The sequence below is a fragment of the Ilumatobacter sp. genome (assembly GCF_039969435.1).
Taxonomy (GTDB): domain Bacteria; phylum Actinomycetota; class Acidimicrobiia; order Acidimicrobiales; family Ilumatobacteraceae; genus Ilumatobacter_A.
The window spans coordinates 132,665-150,929 of sequence record NZ_JBDVNU010000036.1 but is presented as its reverse complement, the minus strand read 5'-3'; the positions used below and the strand labels follow the sequence as shown (position 1 = coordinate 150,929).

At 68.2% G+C, this 18,265-nt stretch carries 17 protein-coding genes; 10 read left to right on the top strand and 7 right to left on the bottom strand.

Annotated elements, in window-relative coordinates; translation table 11 throughout:
* The first annotated feature begins 19 nt into the window (after nucleotides 1-19).
* From ABJK40_RS17970 to ABJK40_RS17955, 4 genes are read left to right on the top strand one after another with little or no spacing between them, the layout of a single operon-like run.
* A complete protein-coding gene (locus ABJK40_RS17970; RefSeq protein WP_348480141.1) occupies nucleotides 20-1,153 on the top strand; it encodes an FHA domain-containing protein in 1,134 nt (377 codons plus the stop codon).
* Nucleotides 1,150-1,869 (top strand): FHA domain-containing protein, encoded by a 720-nt coding sequence (locus tag ABJK40_RS17965; RefSeq protein WP_348480140.1) that lies wholly within the window; start codon nucleotides 1,150-1,152, stop codon nucleotides 1,867-1,869. The genes ABJK40_RS17970 and ABJK40_RS17965 overlap by 4 nt, the downstream gene beginning before the upstream one ends.
* A 4-nt stretch (nucleotides 1,870-1,873) precedes the next feature.
* Complete coding sequence (locus ABJK40_RS17960; protein ID WP_348480139.1) at nucleotides 1,874-3,067, top strand: ATP-binding protein; 1,194 nt, start codon at nucleotides 1,874-1,876, stop codon at nucleotides 3,065-3,067.
* Nucleotides 3,064-3,708, top strand: a complete 645-nt coding sequence (locus tag ABJK40_RS17955) for a response regulator transcription factor (protein WP_348480138.1) — start codon at nucleotides 3,064-3,066, stop codon at nucleotides 3,706-3,708. Before ABJK40_RS17960 ends, ABJK40_RS17955 begins: the two co-directional genes overlap by 4 nt.
* Nucleotides 3,709-3,745: 37 nt before the next feature.
* Here the strand turns inward: ABJK40_RS17955 and ABJK40_RS17950 are convergent, their stop codons facing one another.
* From ABJK40_RS17950 to ABJK40_RS17935, 4 genes are all read right to left on the bottom strand, one after another.
* On the bottom strand, nucleotides 3,746-4,861 hold the full coding sequence (locus tag ABJK40_RS17950) for a Rossmann fold nucleotide-binding protein (RefSeq protein WP_348480137.1): 1,116 nt from the start codon (nucleotides 4,859-4,861) through the stop codon (nucleotides 3,746-3,748).
* 41 nt (nucleotides 4,862-4,902) lie between these two features.
* Nucleotides 4,903-7,062 (bottom strand): excinuclease ABC subunit UvrB, encoded by a 2,160-nt coding sequence (uvrB, locus tag ABJK40_RS17945; protein ID WP_348480136.1) that lies wholly within the window; start codon nucleotides 7,060-7,062, stop codon nucleotides 4,903-4,905.
* A gap of 104 nt (nucleotides 7,063-7,166) precedes the next feature.
* Nucleotides 7,167-8,462, bottom strand: a complete 1,296-nt coding sequence (locus tag ABJK40_RS17940; RefSeq protein WP_348480134.1) for a class I SAM-dependent rRNA methyltransferase — start codon at nucleotides 8,460-8,462, stop codon at nucleotides 7,167-7,169.
* Nucleotides 8,459-9,610: a DUF2855 family protein gene (locus ABJK40_RS17935; RefSeq protein WP_348480133.1), complete on the bottom strand. Its 1,152-nt coding sequence runs from the start codon at nucleotides 9,608-9,610 to the stop codon at nucleotides 8,459-8,461. The genes ABJK40_RS17940 and ABJK40_RS17935 overlap by 4 nt, the downstream gene beginning before the upstream one ends.
* A gap of 135 nt (nucleotides 9,611-9,745) precedes the next feature.
* Here ABJK40_RS17935 and ABJK40_RS17930 point away from each other — a divergent pair, with 135 nt between their 5' ends.
* From ABJK40_RS17930 to ABJK40_RS17905, 6 genes are all read left to right on the top strand, one after another.
* The gene (locus ABJK40_RS17930; RefSeq protein WP_348480132.1) at nucleotides 9,746-10,585 is read left to right on the top strand and encodes an SDR family oxidoreductase; all 840 of its coding nucleotides are present in this window, start codon (nucleotides 9,746-9,748) and stop codon (nucleotides 10,583-10,585) included.
* Nucleotides 10,586-10,708: 123 nt separating this feature from the next.
* Complete coding sequence (locus ABJK40_RS17925; protein WP_348480131.1) at nucleotides 10,709-11,557, top strand: transposase; 849 nt, start codon at nucleotides 10,709-10,711, stop codon at nucleotides 11,555-11,557.
* A 299-nt stretch (nucleotides 11,558-11,856) separates the two neighbouring features.
* Nucleotides 11,857-13,638, top strand: coding sequence for an AAA family ATPase (locus ABJK40_RS17920; protein ID WP_348480130.1), 1,782 nt, complete (start codon nucleotides 11,857-11,859; stop codon nucleotides 13,636-13,638).
* A gap of 38 nt (nucleotides 13,639-13,676) precedes the next feature.
* Entirely contained in the window at nucleotides 13,677-14,516 is an 840-nt protein-coding gene (locus ABJK40_RS17915; protein ID WP_348480129.1) for a sulfite exporter TauE/SafE family protein, read from the top strand.
* 9 nt (nucleotides 14,517-14,525) lie between these two features.
* On the top strand, nucleotides 14,526-15,116 hold the full coding sequence (locus tag ABJK40_RS17910) for an NAD(P)H-dependent oxidoreductase (protein WP_348480128.1): 591 nt from the start codon (nucleotides 14,526-14,528) through the stop codon (nucleotides 15,114-15,116).
* The gene (locus tag ABJK40_RS17905) at nucleotides 15,113-15,730 is read left to right on the top strand and encodes an NAD(P)H-dependent oxidoreductase (protein ID WP_348480126.1); all 618 of its coding nucleotides are present in this window, start codon (nucleotides 15,113-15,115) and stop codon (nucleotides 15,728-15,730) included. Before ABJK40_RS17910 ends, ABJK40_RS17905 begins: the two co-directional genes overlap by 4 nt.
* Before the next feature lie 35 nt (nucleotides 15,731-15,765).
* Here ABJK40_RS17905 and ABJK40_RS17900 read toward each other — a convergent pair whose 3' ends face one another.
* The 3 genes from ABJK40_RS17900 to ABJK40_RS17890 form a co-directional block, all read right to left on the bottom strand.
* Complete coding sequence (locus tag ABJK40_RS17900) at nucleotides 15,766-16,668, bottom strand: pseudouridine-5'-phosphate glycosidase (protein WP_348480125.1); 903 nt, start codon at nucleotides 16,666-16,668, stop codon at nucleotides 15,766-15,768.
* A gap of 94 nt (nucleotides 16,669-16,762) precedes the next feature.
* Complete coding sequence (locus ABJK40_RS17895) at nucleotides 16,763-17,644, bottom strand: anti-sigma factor (RefSeq protein ID WP_348480124.1); 882 nt, start codon at nucleotides 17,642-17,644, stop codon at nucleotides 16,763-16,765.
* Nucleotides 17,645-17,664: 20 nt separating this feature from the next.
* Complete coding sequence (locus ABJK40_RS17890) at nucleotides 17,665-18,246, bottom strand: sigma-70 family RNA polymerase sigma factor (RefSeq protein WP_348480123.1); 582 nt, start codon at nucleotides 18,244-18,246, stop codon at nucleotides 17,665-17,667.
* Nucleotides 18,247-18,265: the final 19 nt, after the last annotated feature.

Here is an 18,265-nt window from a genome sequence, read left to right as displayed (position 1 = left end):
GATTTGGCAACATGTCCCGATGGACGGACTCGACCAGGCCCGACGTGTGCGCCTCGCGGTGACGCCCGGTCTCGGCTGGATCGCACGCCGCGACGACTCCTTGATCTTCGTCCCGCCCGAACAGCACGCATCGGCTCGCCACGAGGTGGCGACGCTCGCCGCGCGTTTCCTCGCGGAGGGTCCGAGCGACGCCGTGCGCGCCACGCCGCTGCAACGCTGCATCCTGGACTGGACTTCGGCCGACGGCGTCGTGGACGTCGACTCGACGTTCGAACTGACGGAGGAACTGTCACTCGACCGCGACACGCCGCGGTTCACCCTCACGACGATTCCCGCCGGTCGCACCTCGGTGCGCGTCCGTGCCGATCGCCGTCACGCCATCCTCTCCGACATCGACGCGGGCGGTCCGGACGCCCCGGGAGACCTTCGCGACGGTGATGGTCCCGGCGGAGGCTTCGTCCTCGTGATGGCCGGACGCGCCGCGGAGTCGAGCACGCCGATCGCAACGCCGTCGTTCGACACGACCGCCGACGCGCCCCAGTTCCACGGAGTCGCCGACCTCGACGTGACCCTGACGCCGTTCGGCCCGATCACCTACCCCGACGACGACACGGATCGGACGTTCCGTCGTCCCGGCGACATCCGCTGCCCGCGTGGGCACGCGAATCCCAACACCAACGTCGTGTGCCGACTGTGCGGCGACCCACTCGATTCCACGGCCTCGAGATCGGGCCCGAGAGCCTCGACGGCGGTCGCCGGGCTCGCCCTTCCCGACGGTTCCGTCATCCCGATCAATCGCACCATCGTCGTCGGACGATCCCCGGATGCGGCGGCGGCACGCGTCGTGGGGTCACCACGCCTCGTCCGGATCGACGCCGCCGTCACCGTGTCGCGGACGCACGTCGTCGTGCGGGTCGACCAACGTCGCATCACCGTGACCGACTGCGACGCACGTGGCCGCACGGCGGTCGTGTCCCTCGACGACGACGCCCCGGTCGCGCTGACGCCGTGGCAGCCGCACCCCGTGTCCATCGGTGACACCATCCATCTCGGTGGACCGACCACACTGAGGATCGCCGACCCCGCAGAACTCCGGGTGCCCCCCGCCCTGGCGCCCACGGCACGACCTCCCGAACGAGACGAGAACACATGAACACCGATCCCGATTCCCGCCACGAACTCCGCGTGGAGTTCTGCGGTGAGGAGTACTCGGCCACCCACGACCAGACCCTCACGATCGGCCGATCGGCCGACATCGTCATCGACGACAACAAGTTCCTCCACCGGGTGCTCGCGGAGTTCCGCCACGCCAACGGCCTCTGGTGGATCGACAACGTCGGCTCCTCGATCGGTCTCGCCCTCAACGACGACACGAGCACCTCGTCGGCGCGCATCGCCCCCGGCACGTCGTCACCGATCGCGTACGACTCGGCCACTCTGCGCTTCGACGCCGGGGGGACGTCGTACGAACTCGCGCTTGACGTGATCGGACCGGCCGTTGCCGACGACGACGATGCCGACGTGTCGCTCCCCGAACCGACCGGCAACCCCGACGAACGAACCGCCACCACCTCGCACATCCCGTTGAGCGACGACCAGTTCGCCCTGCTCGTCGCGCTCGCCCGTCCGCTCGTGAACGATGGAGCGATGCCGACCAACCGGCTCATCGCGTCATCGCTCGACTGGACCGTGACCAAGTTCAACCGCAAGCTGGACGGTCTGTGTGCGAAGTACGCGAAGGCCGGCGTGTCCGGCCTGCACGGGTCCAGCGACCGGTTGGCCAAGGACCGTCGCACGCGGCTCGCCGAGCACGTGCTGGAAGCGGGCATCGTCACGCAAGCCGACATCGAGGCGGCGACCGCCACATGATCCGATGACGTCGGTCGACGCGGCCGGGCCGACGCCCGACGCAGCGCGCGTCTTCCCCACCGGCGTCACCCTCGTGCGTGCACTCGCCGCAGCGCGGTGGTTGACGTGGTTGTGGATGCTCGGGGTGGTCGTGGTGGCCGGGAATCGCGACGTCGACGACCCGCTCGCGAACGACCCGAGTGGACCCGGCACCGCACTGCGCCAGCCCGTGGTCGCGTGGTCGTGCGTGCTCGCCGTCCTGATCATGTGCATCGTCGCGACCGTGGCCGTGCGCAACGCCCCGTCGCGTGTGATGTCCAGACCCTTCGCGGCCGTCGAGGTCGGCCTCGCCTTCGCTCTCAGCGCCGTCGACGGGTGGGTGTTCGACCCGGGGCACGTCTTCCAGACGTCACAGAGCCTGGCCACGCAGTATCCGCTGATCGCGCTGGCGACCGCCGGAATCGCGTTCGGGCCGTGGATCGCAGCCGCGCTCGGTGCGCTGATCGGGCTCGCCGAACTGTGGGCTGCGGAACTGAACGCATTCGGGCCGTGGTCGCTCCGCCACGTGTTCTCGATCGTCGCCAGTTCGATCTTCTTCGCCACCGCCGGCGCCCTGTTCGGATGGTTCGCACGGTTGCTGCGACGGGTCGAACGGCAGATCGCCGACCAGCGGGCACGCGACGACGTGGCGCTCGTTCTGCACGACACCGTGCTGCAGACCCTCGCGCTCGTGGAGCGACGGACCGGAGCCGACGACCCCGAACTCGCGCTCGCCGCTCGACACGCCGACCGCGACCTGCGCCGTTTTCTGTTCGGCGCCTCGGCGCTGCCCGCCGACGACCTCGAAGGTCGGGTGAGGCACGCCGTCGAGCGAGCGAGTCGACACCACGACGTGTCGGTCACGGTCAACGTGGTCGACGTCGGTTGCAGCGTCGGTCGTGCCGGACAGGAGGCCGTGGCCGGGGCCGTGGGCGAAGCGGTGACCAACGCGATCAAGCACGCCTCAGCCGGGTCGATCGTCGTGTACGTGGAAACCGACGACGACGGGGAGATCTTCGCGAGTGTGCGCGACGACGGTGCCGGTTTCGACCCGGTGACGGTCCACCGTGGCCAGGGTCTCGACGGCTCGATCGTCGGACGCGTCCGCGCCGTCGGAGGACGCACCGAGATCGTGAGTGCGCCGGGTGCCGGCGCCGAGGTGAGAGTGTGGAGCCGGTGAACGCGTCGACCGGCACCCCCCTGCCACCCATCCGGACCGTGTTGGCCGACGACCACGAGATCGTCCGGTCGGGAATGCGCAACGAACTCGGTGACCGCTTCGAGGTCGTGGGTGAGGCCGACGACGCCGACGGCGCGATCGACGTCATCAACGCTCGTCTGCCCGACCTCGTCGTGAGCGACCTCCACATGCCCCGTGGCGGTGGCCTCGCCGTCGTGCAGGCGTGCGCCACGGTCTGCCCGATCGTCATCCTCACCGTGAGCGAAGCCGAACGCGACCTGCTCGACGCCGTGGCCGCAGGTGCGGCCGGCTACCTGCTGAAGAACTCGCCGATCGCCGACGTGCGCACGTCGCTGATCGCCGCGGCTGCGGGCGAGCCGGTGTTCTCCCCGTCGCTCGCCGCGCTGGTCCTCGGCGAGTTCCGACGGATGTCCAGGTCGGCCGACACGAACCCGCTCACCGAACGCGAACGCCAAGTGCTCCAACTCGTCGCACGGGGCCACACGTACAAGGAACTCGGGGCCGAGCTGACCATCTCGCCGAAGACGGCCGAGAATCACGTACGCAACATCCTCGGCAAGCTGCACCTCAGTCGACGCAGCGACCTCGTGCGCTACGCCGTCGAGCACGGCCTCGACTGAACCCTCCGGTGTCGGACGCCGTCGACGGACCCGTCGTTCAGATCTCGACGGGCGGGTGTGCGCGCAGGAACGCCATCGCCTCCTCGGCGGTGTCGGCCGAGCCGATCATCGCCGCGTACGGCCGCTCACCTGCGAGGGTGCGCAACAGCGGTTCGGCGGGCAGCGTGTCGTTCCAGAATGTCCGATCGAGGAACACCATCGGGCTGACGGTGCCGAACACGCCGTAGTGGTTCTGCGTGGCGTCCTGGAACACCTCCTGCGTGGTCCCGGCCGACCCGGATGAGAAGACGACGCCACGGGTCGCGATCGCGAGGAGCCCGTCCTCGCGGATCGAGTTCGCGAAGTACTTCGCCACGTGTGTGGCGAACTGATTGGTCGGTTCGTGTCCGTAGAACCAGGTCGGCACGGCCAGACTCTCGGCTCCGTCGGGGAAGCGATCGAGCACCGACGCCCCCGCGCGTAGATACGGGTCGGTGTTGCGGTAGTCGGTCTCGTCACGGAGGAGGCGCAGCGCATCGTCGAGTGCCGCATCGGGGTACGGAGCGAGACACGCCCCCAGATTCGCGGCCTCCATCGCTCCGGGCCCACCGCCTGTCGCCACGAGCCACCCCTCGCGGGTCATCGCCCGACCGAGATCGGCGACGAGACGGAACGCCGGGTCGCGTCGGGTGATTGCGTGCCCGCCCATCACGGCGACCACATCGGAGTGGCCGTCCAGATGGGCACCCAGCGCATCGTCGATCGCGTGATCGTGGAGACGCTGGGCGAGGGCGTCGAGCACGGGCGCCGGTCGGCCCTTCGGGTGACGCGCCGACCACGCGTAGATGCGCGAGTCCAGGGCGTCGTCGTCGAACGATGCCGAGTCGCCGGGCACCCATCCGTCCAGGAGCTCGCCCTGCCGGTACAGGTGCGGCCGATACGGGTCGAACGGGACGTCGGGCAGCCGAGGGAACACGACGGCACCGCCGCCGACGACGTGTTCCAGCGCTTCGCCGACGAGTCGGCAACCGAGGAAGGTCCCGCCCACACACGAGAGGCGGAGGATCTCGTGGGTGCGGTCGGACAGGTCGACGCCCTGGACCACCGTCGCGTCCAGCGACCGCACTCGATCGACATGGCCGTCGAACTCGGCCAGGGTGTGGATCTCGACCATGGCCGAGCAGCGTAGGCGCAGCCCCTGTCGGCCCGGCGCCGTCAGCCGGCGTCGACGACCTGGCGACGCAGGTCGTTGATCTCGTCACGCAGCTTGGCCGCGTACTCGAACTTCAGGTCGGCCGAGGCGGCGTGCATCTCCTCCTCCAGGGTCTGGATGAGGCGGGTGAGTTCCTGCTGGGGCAGGTTCTTGAGTTCGTTCTGCACCTTGTCGCGTTCGCGCTGGCGACGACGGTCCTTGCCCGGCACCGGCGCACGATCGTCGGTGCCACGCAGCATCGACAGGATGTCCCCCACCGCCTTGCGGATCGTCTCGGGGTTGATGCCGTGCTCCTCGTTGTACGCCACCTGCAACTTGCGGCGCTCCTGGGTGGTCTCGATCGCGGCGGTCATGGACGGCGTGATCTTGTCGGCGTACATCACGACCTGACCGTCGACGTTGCGCGCGGCGCGCCCGATCATCTGGATCAGCGACGTCTCGGAGCGGAGGAACCCCTCCTTGTCGGCGTCGAGGATGCAGACCAGCGACACCTCGGGCAGGTCGAGGCCCTCTCGCAGCAGGTTGATGCCGACGAGCACGTCGAACTCACCGAGGCGCAGCGCACGGAGGATCTCGATGCGTTGGATCGTGTCGATGTTCGAGTGCAGGTACCGAACCCGGAGGCCCTGCTCCAGCAGATAGTCGGTCAGGTCCTCGGCCATCTTCTTGGTGAGGGTCGTGACGAGCGCCCGGTCCCCCATCGCGATGCGTCCGTTGACCAGCTCCATGAGGTCGTCGATCTGGCCCTTGGTCGGCTTGACGATCACCTCGGGATCGACCAGGCCGGTCGGGCGGATCACCTGCTCGACGAGGTTGGTCGACACCCGGGTCTCGTACTCCGACGGGGTGGCCGACACGAAGATGCCCTGGTTCACCCGACCCAGCACCTCCTCGAAGGTGAGCGGGCGGTTGTCGCGGGCCGACGGCAGACGGAAGCCGTGCTCGACCAGCATGTCCTTGCGGCTGCGGTCACCTGCGTACTGGCCGTGCAACTGCGGCACGGCCACGTGGCTCTCGTCGATCACGAGCAGATAGTCGTCGGGGAAGTAGTCGAGCAGGGTGAACGGAGGTTCGCCGTACTCGCGTCCGTCCATGTGCATCGAGTAGTTCTCGATGCCGTTGCAGTAGCCGACCTCGCCCATCATCTCCAGGTCGTACGACGTGCGCATCCGCAGGCGCTGGGCCTCGAGCAGTTTGTCCTGCTCCTCGAACTCCTTGAGCCGGACCTGCAACTCCTGCTCGATCTTGGCCATCGCCGTCTGCAGCCGTTCGGCGGACGTGGCGTAGTGGGTGGCGGGGAAGACGTAGGCGCGTTCGAGGGTGCGGAGGTTCTCGCCGGTGACGGTGTCGATCGTGGTGATCCGTTCGATCGTGTCACCGAACATCTCGATGCGCAGCACGTTCTCCTCGTACGCCGGGTGCACCTCGATCGTGTCGCCACGGACCCGGAAGTTGCCACGGCCGAGGGTCATGTCGTTGCGGTCGTACTGCATGTCGACGAGGCGACGCAGGATCGAGCGCATGTCGTAGTCGACGCCGACGTTGAGGTCGAGCAGATGGCCCCGGTACTCCTCCGGGTTCCCCATGCCGTAGATGCACGACACCGAGGCCACCACGATGGTGTCACGCCTGGTCAGGAGCGCCGCCGTGGCGGAGTGACGGAGGCGGTCGATCTCGTCGTTGACCGAGGAGTCCTTCTCGATGAACGTGTCACTCGACGGGATGTACGCCTCGGGTTGGTAGTAGTCGTAGTAGGAGACGAAGTACTCGACGCGGTTGTTCGGGAAGAACTCCCTCATCTCCTGCGCCAACTGTGCCGCCAGCGACTTGTTCGGGGCGAGGATCAGCGTCGGCCGCTGGGTCCTCTCGATGGTCCACGCGATGGTCGCGGACTTGCCCGAGCCGGTGATGCCGAGCAGCGTCTGGAATCGCTGGCCCTCGTCGACACCCTTCGACAGTGCTTCGATCGCTGCCGGTTGGGCTCCGGCGGGTTGCCAGTCCGACACGACCTCGAACCGGCGGTCCTCACCGACCCCGTAGTTCGACGCCTGGATGTCGCCCTGCAGCAGGGACAGGTCCTGTGCGACGGAGGCGGGCTTCGTGACGGCCTGTCTCGACGGCTTGTCGGACGGTTCGACAGCGGGATCAGCGACGTCGGTCATCCCGGGATTCTACCCCGACAGAACAGGCGTTCGAACGCCGGAGTCACCTGCTGCGAGGTCACCACCCGCCGGTCGCCGACGTCGAACCCGTCGGCGGGGTCGGCTCAGGATCGCCGACCGCGGTACCCGGGTTCGACCCGCCAGTAGCCGGCCTTGAGATACTCGCCCTCGTCGAACGTGACGGGGTGGTCGACGTCGTGGCCGGTGCGACGCAACTCCGTGAACGTCGCTCCGTGCTCCTCGGCGGCTTCGGTGACGGTGTCGTAGAAGTCGGTGGTCGTCACCCGACTCGAACACGACGCCTGCATCAGGATCCCGCCGTCCTCGACGAGACCGATCGCGAGCTTGGTGAGCTTGGCGTAGGCGGCGCGCGCTCGGCCGACGGTCGCAGCGGTCTGGGCGAAGGACGGCGGGTCGACGACCACGAGATCGAACTTGCGCCCCGCCCGACTCAACTGGCCGAGCGCGTCGAAGGCGTCGGTGACATTGGTGGTGATCTTGCACTCGCGGATCGCAGGGACGTCGGCGTTGTGGTCGAGGTTGCGCTGCAGCACCTCGAGGGTCGGCCCGGATGCATCGACGGCGTGGACCGACACCGCACCGCCGGCGGCTGCGTGGACGGTGAAGCCGCCCGTCGAGGCGAACACGTCGAGCACTCGCTTGCCGCCCGCGAGGCGCCCGACGTGCATCCGGTTGGCCCGCTGGTCGAGGAAGTGCCCGGTCTTCTGTCCGTGCTGCACATCGGCCTCGAAGGTCAGGTCTCCCTCGCTGAACAGAACCGGCCCGTCGAGCAACTCACCGACGATCACGTCACCGTCGTCGAGCCCGAACGTCGCGCGCTCGGCGAGGTTGCGCGCGAGACGCAGGACCACCGTGTCGGCCTTCGAGGCAGCCGACACGCCGTCGACGACCCCACGGAGATGCGGGAACCAGACTTCGCTGTAGAGCTTGACGACGGCGACGTGGTCGTACACGTCGACCACAAGGCCGGGGAGCCCGTCGTTCTCTCCGTTGACGGCGCGGTAACCGGGCCCGTGCACCGCTCGGCCACTGCCGACGTGACGGTCGAAGATCACCTGACGTCGAGCCACCGACTCGGCGATCCGCGCGCCGAACCATGCTGCATCGATCGTGACCGGGTCGCCGACGTGCAGCATCCGGAGTCGAATGGGTGAGTTCGGGTCCCACAGGCCGATGGCGGCGAACTTGCGGTTCTTGTCGAACACGATGCCGACGTCGCCGGGTGCGCCGTCGTCGTGATTGACCGATTCGATCGAGCGGTCGTACACCCACGGGTGTCGCGCACGGATGCGACGCAGCGCATCCGGGGTGACGCGTACGGCCAGACGTCGTTCGGGCGGCGTCGGAAGGGCGTCGAGCAGGCGCGTGTCGGCGTTCATCGGGCACCTCCGATTCGTGCGACGAGCCCGATACTCGGAGCGACCGACCCGGCGTGGACGTCGGCCCACGCCTGTTTGGCACCGTCGGGACCCGACCGGTGCTCGACCTCGAGCCATGCATGGCTGCCGGTGACGAACCCGGCGATCGCGTCGGCGCACCGGCGACCGTATTCATTGCGCCCCCACTGTTCGATCCTCCGGCCCACCTCACTGGGAGCGAAGAACATCTGCGGCGTCGGTCCCGTCATCTCCCCGTCGGGCGATGCCTCGGCGTCGTGGTGACTCCGGCCGACCGTCATCGAGTACGCCAGTCCGTCACCGAAGTGGTGGTGCACGGCAGCGAGCGCAGTCGGGTTGCCCGCCATGTCGATCGACACCGCTCCTCCGTCGGTCGCCAGCGTGTCGATCTCGTCGTAGCCGACCACGACGTCGTACAGACCGGTGGCCACGACCATGTCCCGGTTGGCCGCCGACGTGACGCCGACGACCTCGATGCCGTCACGCCGCGCCGCCCGGTCGGCGAAGCCCAGTGCGGTCTTGGACGACGCCGACAACACCACGACGCGGTTCGTGGCGAAGTACGACTCGCCTGATCCGCCACCGTCGGCGAAGAACTCCTCGGCGAGGAATCCCGTCAGCCCGAGGCCACGCAAGAGCACGTGACGATCCTCTGCATCGTCGAGCGAACCGTCGACACCCTCGGTCGGCGACGGGTACATCGGATCGGACCCGGCGGAGACGTAGGCGCGGTAGACGGGTGCGTGCGCCGCGCGGTGCGCGCCGTCGTCGCGGAATCCGTCGTTGGTCGCCATCGGCGTGAACACCGCGTGCGATGCCATCGGATACCAGCCGTAGTAGCGGCCACCGAGGGGGATCTCCTCGCTGCGGCTCTCCACGACCGTTGCCCAACCCATCGCGGGCACGCGGCCCCAGTCCGCACCACCCTCGGCATCGGCGGTCGGGAAGAAGTCCCAGTAGCCGAGCATCTCGCCGAACACGGCGTACGTGATGTTGTTGGCCGTGACGGCGAACCGGTCGATGCTCAGACGCACCTGGCCTTCACCGACGTCGCCGCCCTCCTCGACCAGCCGAGTCCGGCCGATGTCGGTGCGATGCACCTCCAGGGTGGTCGTGTTCTCGTCACTCATCTCTCCAGCATGCCTCACCCGTGGCCGATCCCGTCGCAGCACCACGTCCGCTCGAGAGCAGGAGCCGGTCGGGCGCGGTCGGTCACCGACCGAGCCGATTCGGAACGGTCGGGTCCGGCGGGGTACACACGCACCATGAGCAGTGACACCAACTACCGATCCGCCGGGTCCAACGACCTCGACCTCGCCAGCCTGTTCGGGCTCGTCGGCAAGACGGCCGTGGTCACGGGTGGCTCGCGTGGCATCGGCTACATGATCGCCGCCGGCCTCGTCACCAACGGTGTGAACGTGTTCATCACCGCACGCAAGGCCGCTGACTGCGACGCAGCCGCGGCCGAACTCGATGCGATGTCCGACTCGGCCACCTGCAGGTCGATCCCCGCCGACCTGGCCGACGAAGCGGGGTTGGCGTCGTTCGTGTCGACGCTGCGCGAGCACACCGATTCGGTCGACATCCTCGTCAACAACGCCGGGGCGGCGTGGGGAGCGCCACTCGGCGAGTTCCCTGAAGCGGGCTTCGACAAGGTGATGGACATCAACGTCAAGGCCCCGTTCATGCTCACCCAGGAGCTGTTGCCGGAGCTCGAACGCAACGCCACCCCCGAGGATCCGGGCCGAGTCATCATGATCGGATCGATCGACGGCATCCGAGTTCCCGCGGGCGACAACTACAGCTACTCGGCGTCCAAGGCGGGGATCCAGATGCTCGCGCGGCATCTCGCAGGGCACCTGGTGCGTCGCAACCTCACCGTCAACTCCATCGCACCAGGCCCCTTCGAGTCGAAGATGATGGCGTACATGCTCGCCGACGAGGACAGCCGCCACATGGTGGAGGGCAACGTGCCTCGAGGGCGCATCGGCAGCGCCGCCGACATCGCCGGCACCGTGATCTTCCTCGCGAGCCGCGCCGGAGCGTTCACCACCGGCGCCATCGTCCCCGTCGACGGCGGCATCTCCACCATCCGCCTCGGCTGACAACCAACCGGCGTCTGTCATCCGGTGTCAGACACCGTTTGACAGGTTTCGTCCGAACCATCCGGTGTCCGCCACCGTGTGGCGTCGCAGAACTGTGGAGTACCCCGTCGTCATGATCAGGTGATGGGACGACCTCTGCGACTCGACGCTCCAGGATGCTGGCACCACGTGATGAACCGCGGCGCCGGCCGTCGGATCGTGTTCCGAGACGACGACGAGCGAGCGGTGTTCGTCGATCTGCTCGCCGAACTCGACGCCCGATTCGGCGTCGAGGTCCATGCCTACTGCCTGATGGGCAACCACTACCACCTGCTCGTGCGCTCGCGGGATGGTGACGTCTCCGCTGCGATGAAGTGGCTCGGTGCGGCGTTCACGCTCGGCGTGAACTCCCGCCGAGGCGTCGACGGAGCGATCTTCCGCGGCCGATTCCACTCCGTGCTGATCCGTGCCGAGGCCCACTTGACGTGGTTTTTCCGCTACATCAATGCGAATCCGGTCGACCTCGGTTGGCAACGGCGTCTCGCCGAGTATCCGTGGTCCGGACTCGCGACATCACTCGGTGAACGGCACGACCAGCCGTGGCTGCGGGCCGACCACGTGCTCGCCCGCTTCGGATCCGACCGGCGTCGACTCGAACGATTCGTGGAGTCGGCTCGCGAGATCGACTCGGGATGCCCCGACGTCGTCGTCGCATCCGATGTCGAGGTCGCTGCAGCGGTCGACCTGGCTCGACGCCCGGGTCCCGAGGTGGCGTCGACGGCGCAAGCCCGTACCGCACACACGCTCGTGGCCACCGCCGCCGGACTCACCCTGGACGAGATCTCCACGATCGCCCACCTTCCACGACCCAGCCGTCTGCAGTACCTCGAACGAGCTCGCATCCATCACGATCTCGACCCCGTCGTGGCCGCACTCGTCCAACGCACCCGGTCGGTGCTCGCCGTCTGTCAAATGGTGTCTGACACCGTTTGACAGCCCCCATGTGACGTCCGAGTGCGCGCGGTCGGTGGTTGCCGTCTGTCATCCGGTGTGGACACCGTTCGGATGCGGTCGGTACGCGGCGTTCTCAAGCTGGACGCGAGGCTTCGTCAACCCCGTCACGCAGGGTCGTGACCGTCCGACGTCGAGTCGCCGCCTCGGCGTCCCGGTCGGTTTCTTGACCAAGCCTTGACTCACCCGCACCCCTCACGCTGGGTGTTGTCGCACTACCTTCGGTGGTGTCGCCGTGGGGGCGACGAGCACCTCGAACACGACCTCGAAGGAGAGTCCTCATGGACATCACGAAGCTCAGTACCGGCGTCATGCTGTCGGGAGACGACATCGACGCCAATGCGAATCGCGAGAAGGTCCGCCAGCGCCGACTCCGTCGCAAGCTCTACGTGCTCGCCCCGATCTTCGTCTACTTCGCCTACCGAGTCGCCATGGACGATCCGGTCCGACCCGGCATCCCCGGGTGGCTCAAGGGCAACCCCGAGATCATCATCGCCGTCGGCCTGATCACCGTGCTCGGCTGCGCCATCCTGATCCCGATGCTGAGTCACGGCCGGTCGCCGCACACGGTGCTCCGGGCCGAGGACTCCGACGTCCGACTCGACGACGTCGTCGGCGCCGATCAGACCAAGCGCGAAGCGATCGACTCGATGAACCTGTTCCTCGCGTCGGACACCTTCGAACGCGTGATGGGCGGCAAGGCCCGTCGCGGCGTCCTGTTCGAAGGTCCTCCCGGCACCGGCAAGACGCACCTCGCGAAGGCGATGGCCGCCGAGGCCGGGGTGCCGTTCCACTTCGTCTCCGCCTCCGAGTTCCAGTCGATGTACTACGGCGCGACGAACAAGAAGATCCGCACCTTCTTCAAGCAACTGCGCAAGGCCGCCCGCGAGGAAGGCGGTGCCATCGGGTACATCGAGGAGTTCGACGCCATCGGACAGGCACGTTCGGGAATGGGCAACGGGACGTCGATGAGCGAGGGTTCCGCCGGCATCGTCAACGAGTTGCTCGTGCAGATGCAGAGCTTCGCCCTCCCCGCACCTCGGGACAAGATCAAGGCCAAGGGCGTGGACTGGATCAACAAGCACCTGCCGCCACACCGTCGTCTCAAGCACCCGAGGTCTCCGTTCGCGAACATCCTGATCGTCGCGGCCACCAACCGTGCCGCCGACCTCGACAAGGCGCTGCTGCGCCCCGGCCGTTTCGACCGGACCATCGGCTTCAACCTCCCACCGCGCGCCGATCGGCTCGCCATCGCGAACTACTACCTCGATCGCAAGACCCACACCGTCGAGGTGACCGGGGAACTGATCGCCGACCTCAGCGCCGGGTACACGCCGGTGCGGATCGAGAAGCTCCTCGACGAGGCGTTGATCATCGCACTCCGCAATGGCCGGACCGAGATGGACCGGTCCGACGTCCTGTCGGCACAACTCGTCACCGAGGTCGGAGTGGCCCACGAGATGGGCTACCACCCCGACGAGCGGCGGAGGATCGCGCTCCACGAGGCCGGCCATGCTCTCACGGCGGTTCTGACCCGGCGCGACGTCAAGGTCGCGTCGATCCTGCGTCGTTCCTCCGCACTCGGGCTCGTGGCGCACGGCGACAGCGAGGAGCGCTTCCTGCGCACGCCGACCGATGCGAAGGACCTCATCTGCGTCGCTCTCGCCGGTCGCGCCGCCGAACAACTCGAGTACGGCGAGGCGAGCAGCGGCATCAGCTCCGACCTCGCCATGGCGACCAACCTCGCATGCCAACTCGTGGGCCAACTCGGCAACGGTCCGGGGCTCCTCAGCCTCGAAGCGGCGATGGTGCCCGGCGCGGGAAACCTCGTCGCGAAGGTGTTCGGTGACGAAGCGAGTCGCGAGGCTGCCGAGGCATACATGGTCGAAGGTGCCGCACGCGCCGACCTGCTCGTCCTGAAGTACCGGACCGCCCTGCACGAGATCGCCGATCTGCTGTGTGCCCACGACGAGGTCGCGGGTGACCAGATCGTCGCGATCGTCGCCGAGCACGCCGATGTGTCGGAACGACGTGGGCCGGTGCGGATCAAGGTCGACGCCTGAATCGCGTGTCGTTCCGCGGTCACCCATAAGGTGACCGCGTGAACGGCACGAGGACGCAACCGATGGATCGTCGGTCGGCCATCACATGGACCTCTTTCCCGTGGCAGGGCCTCGTGATCGGTGTCCTGACGGGTCTGCTGAGCGGACTGCTGGGGATCGGCGGAGGGGTGGTGATCGTCCCCGCGTTGATCGCGATGCTCGCCATGGAGCAGAAGTTGGCGCACGGCACGTCGCTCGCGGCCACGCTCCCGGTGGCATCGGCGAGCCTCGTCACGTACTGGTTCGGCGGCCACGTCGACTGGCCGGTCGCCGGGTGTCTCGCGGCGGGCGCGATCTTCGGAGCGTTGGCCGGAACGCATCTGCTGCAGATCGTCCCGAAGCGGCCGCTCACCATGATCTTCGTCGCCGTCATCCTGCTCACGGCGATCAGACTCCTCGTCGCCGAGGACGCGATGGGTCGCGAGACCCTCTCGGTCGTCGGTGCGTTCGCTCTCGTCGCGATCGGATTCGTCACCGGCACGCTCTCGGGTCTGGTCGGGATCGGTGGCGGCGTGGTGATGATCCCGGCGATGGTCGTTCTGTTCGGTGTCCCGCCAGTGGTGGCGAAGGGCACCTCGGTCGCGGTGATCGTGCCGTCCTCGCTCGTCGGCACGATCCGCAATCGCACGAATCGCAACGCCGACCTGCGAGCGGCCGTGGCGATCGGGGCGACCGGGATCCCGTGCGCCGTCCTCGGCGGACTCATCGCCCGGTCGATCAGCGACGTCGTCTCGAACGTCCTGTTCGCGATCCTGCTCGTGATCGTCGCGATCATGCAGATCCGGACGCTTCGTTCCCCCGATCTCGAACCGGTCGGCGACGTGCCGCCGGTCGTCTGAGGCATCGCCGTGCGTGTCGCCGTCGTCCTCGCCCACCCGAATCCCGACAGCTTCTCGCACGAACTCGCCCGGCGCGCTGCGAGCGGACTCGCGTCGGCGGGCCACGAGGTCGAGGTGGTCGATCTGTACGCCATCGGCTTCCGTGCAGCGATGTCACGCGAGGAGCGAGCCGCCTACCACGGTGACGAGCCCGTGCTCGACCCACAGGTCCGCACCCAGATCGACCTGGTCCGCTCCGTCGAGGCCCTCGTGTTCGTGTATCCGACCTGGTGGAGTGCGCTGCCGGCGGTGCTGAAGGGGTGGCTGGAGCGGGTGATGGTGCCCGGCGTCGGATTCCGGTTCGACGAACGAACCGGCAAGGTCAGACCGAATCTGACCGACGTCCGTCACCTCGTCGGCATCTCGACCTACGGGTCGCCGAAATGGTACGTGCGGGCGGTCAACGACAACGGCCGCCGTACGCTGATGCGAGCGCTGCGCTTGTCGTGCGGGTGGCGCGTGGAGCGACGGTGGCTCGGCTTCTACGCGATCGACAGCGCGAGCCACGAGGCCCGTACCGAGTTCGCTGCGCGAGTCGAGCGGGAGATGAGCGAGCTGTGAGCCGCCGTCGTTCCGCCCGACGCCGTCGGGTGCTCCTGATCCACTGCCATCCGCTCGCCGACGGGTTCATCCCCGCTGCGCTCACCCGGGTGCAGGCGGGGCTCGCCGAGTCGGGTGCGGAGGTCCGATTCCACGACCTGTACACCGAGGAGTTCGTTCCCGAACTGTCCGCCGACGAACACCGCACACACGTGCAGCCCGGTGTTCCCGACGAACTCCGCGAGCATGCCGACGACCTCCAGTGGTGCGACACACTCCTCCTCGTCTATCCGACGTGGTGGTCGGGTCAGCCCGCGATGCTGAAGGGGTGGGTCGACCGGGTCTGGGCATCAGGTGTCGCCTGGGAACTCCCCGAGGGTGCCGATCGGCTGAGACCAGCGCTGCGCAACGTTCGTCGGATCATCGCGGTCACGTCGCACGGATCACCGAAGCGGATCAATGCGCTCCAGGGCGAAGGCGGCAAGCGTGTGCTGTTCCGCAGCCTGCGCACCATGTGCCACCCGCTCACACGCACCAGCTGGCTCGCCTACTACGGCATCGACGCCCACGACGTGTCCCGCCAGGACGCGTTCCTCGCGGCGCTCCCGTCGAAGATCGCCCGCCTGACCACCTGAGTCGGTCCTCCTGGTTCTGAACCAGAAGGACCGACTCAGGTGGCGGACAGGGCGACGGCGATCTGTGCGGCGACGCCGGCGTTGTTCTCAGCCAGCGCGAGGTTCGCAGGGATGCTGCCACCTGCGGTCGCTTCGCTGATCCGGCCCAGCACGAACGGGGTGATCGCAGCACCGGTGATCGCTGCGTCGTCGCACTCGGCGAGCGCACGGTCGAGGACCGCTCCGAGGTGCTCGGCGTCGAGCTCGTCGTCCTCGGGGATCGGCACGGTGACGAGCAGCCCCGACGCAGCTCGCGTCAGGTTCGAGAAGATCGCTGCCACCTCGGCGGCGGACTCGACCCGGTGCGCCACCGGCAACCCCGACGAGCGCGTGTAGAACGCCGGGAACCAGTCGTGCTGCCAGCCGAGGACGGGGACGCCGACGGTCTCGAGGTATTCGAGCGTGCGGGGCAGATCGAGGAACGCCTTGGCGCCGGCCGACACGGTGACGACTCGATGGTGGGCGAGCGCATCGAGGTCGGCCGACACATCACCGGTGCGCTCTGCGCCGCGGTGGACGCCACCGAGTCCGCCCGTGGCGAAGACGGCGACGCCCGCTGCTGCTGCGATCGCGACCGACGCCGACACGGTCGTGGCCCCGAACTCCCAACCCTGGGCGACGGCGACGGGCACGTCGCGCTCGGCAGCCTTGCGGGCGGCACCCAGGATGCGCGGATGCTCGGACTCCTCGAGCCCGACTCGAACCACGCCGTCGAGCACCGCCGTCACCGCCGGGACCGCACCGTGCGCTCGTACGGCAGCGACACAACGGTCGAGCGCTTCACTGTTGGCGGGAGCGGGAAGACCGAGGTTGGAGTAGATCGTCGACTCCATCGCCACGACCGGGCGACGCTCCCGCAGCGCTTCACTCACTTCGGGCGAACACGTCACGTCGATCACGGGGCGATCGTACGAGCAAGCCGGTGGATGCCGGACCGGATCCGACGAGATCGAACCCGCTCGGGGGCCCGGGTGCCGACGTGGAACGGCCGGATCAGGTGATGGCGCCGACGAATGCACCGTCGGCGTTGCCGTCGGTGATCACGCCGGGTGACTGCTCGATCGTGATCGCCAGGGCCGACAGATCGGTGTGCACCGTGAAGCTCTCCATCCCGGGATCGCCCCCGAGGATGCCGAGCGACACGACGTCGCCGCTCGCCGAGAGCACGCCCCACAGTTGGTAGGTCTGGTCGGCGGACAGGCGGGGCAACGCAGCTGCGTCGACGTACCCGTGGCCCGACGCGTCGATCACGCCGACGGCGCGCATCGGAGAGCCGTCGGCGACCAACTCTGCCTGCACCGACCCCGGGGCCGCGAGTGCCGCGACGTAGGCCTCGGTGATCGGATCCTGCGCGGCCGGGCCACGCGATCCGATCACGACGACCGCCCCGGCGACGGCGAGGACGACGGCCGCGGCGGCACCGAGGATCCACACGCTCGACGAGCGACGCCGTCGGTCGGGTCCCGACCGGACGCCCGGCGTGCGCGACGCGGACGATCCGTCGACGGGTGCACGATCCGGACCCGCCCAGGTCGCCGAGTCCGGCGCGAGCCGCTCGGGCGCGAGCCGATCCGGTGTCGGCATCTGCGGTGCCTCGAGAGCGAAGACCTTCGCGAGTTCCGGGCCGGGTGCGGGAGCCTCGGCGTCGATCTCGGCGGCGATCCTCGACCACAGCTCGGCGGGCGCGTCCATGCCGGTGAAGGCCAGCATCGTGGCGACCTCGCGATGGTCCCGCACCTCGGCTGCGGCCTTCGGGTTGACGCTCAGGTAGTCCGCCACCCTGCGGCGTTCCTCGGCATCGACCGCGTCGAGCGCATACACGCCGAGCAGTTCGTCCAGTTCGTAGGTGTCGCCCGTCTCGCCTTGGTCACCCATGGACTTCCCATTCTCGTTCATCAGGCGCCCGATCCCATCGAGACGCCGTTGCTGATCAGTTCGTTTCGCAGCTTCTTCAACCCGGACCGGATCCGACTCTTCACCGTTCCCTCCGCCTCGTCCAGGCGGTCTGCGACCTCCCGGTAGGTCAACCCGCCGAAGTAGGCGAGTTCGATCGCTGCACGCTCACCCTCGTGGAGCACGTGCATCGCCTCTCGCACGTGGCTCGCCAGGGCGAGGTCCCACACTTCGCGAGCGACGTCGTAGCCGGCCGCTGCGGTCTGAGACGCCTCGCGTTCCTCACGCCGTCGGCGCGACGCATCGGAGCGGATCACGTCGACGGCACGTCCGTGGGCGTTCGCGAGCAGGAAACTGCGCAGCGTGCCGCGTTCGGGGTCGAAGCGGTCCGGCTCGTTCCAGAGGCGGACGAACACCTCCTGCACGATCTCCTCGGCGCGCGCATGGTCGGTGAGGAGACGCTTCGCCAGACCGAACACCGCTCCTGCGTGACGACGGTACGCCTCGGCCAGGGCGTCCTGACTGAACCGACCGATCGACACGATCAGCGCGAAGTCCGAAGCGCTCTCCAGTTCACGATGCATCAGCTCTTCTACGGAACGG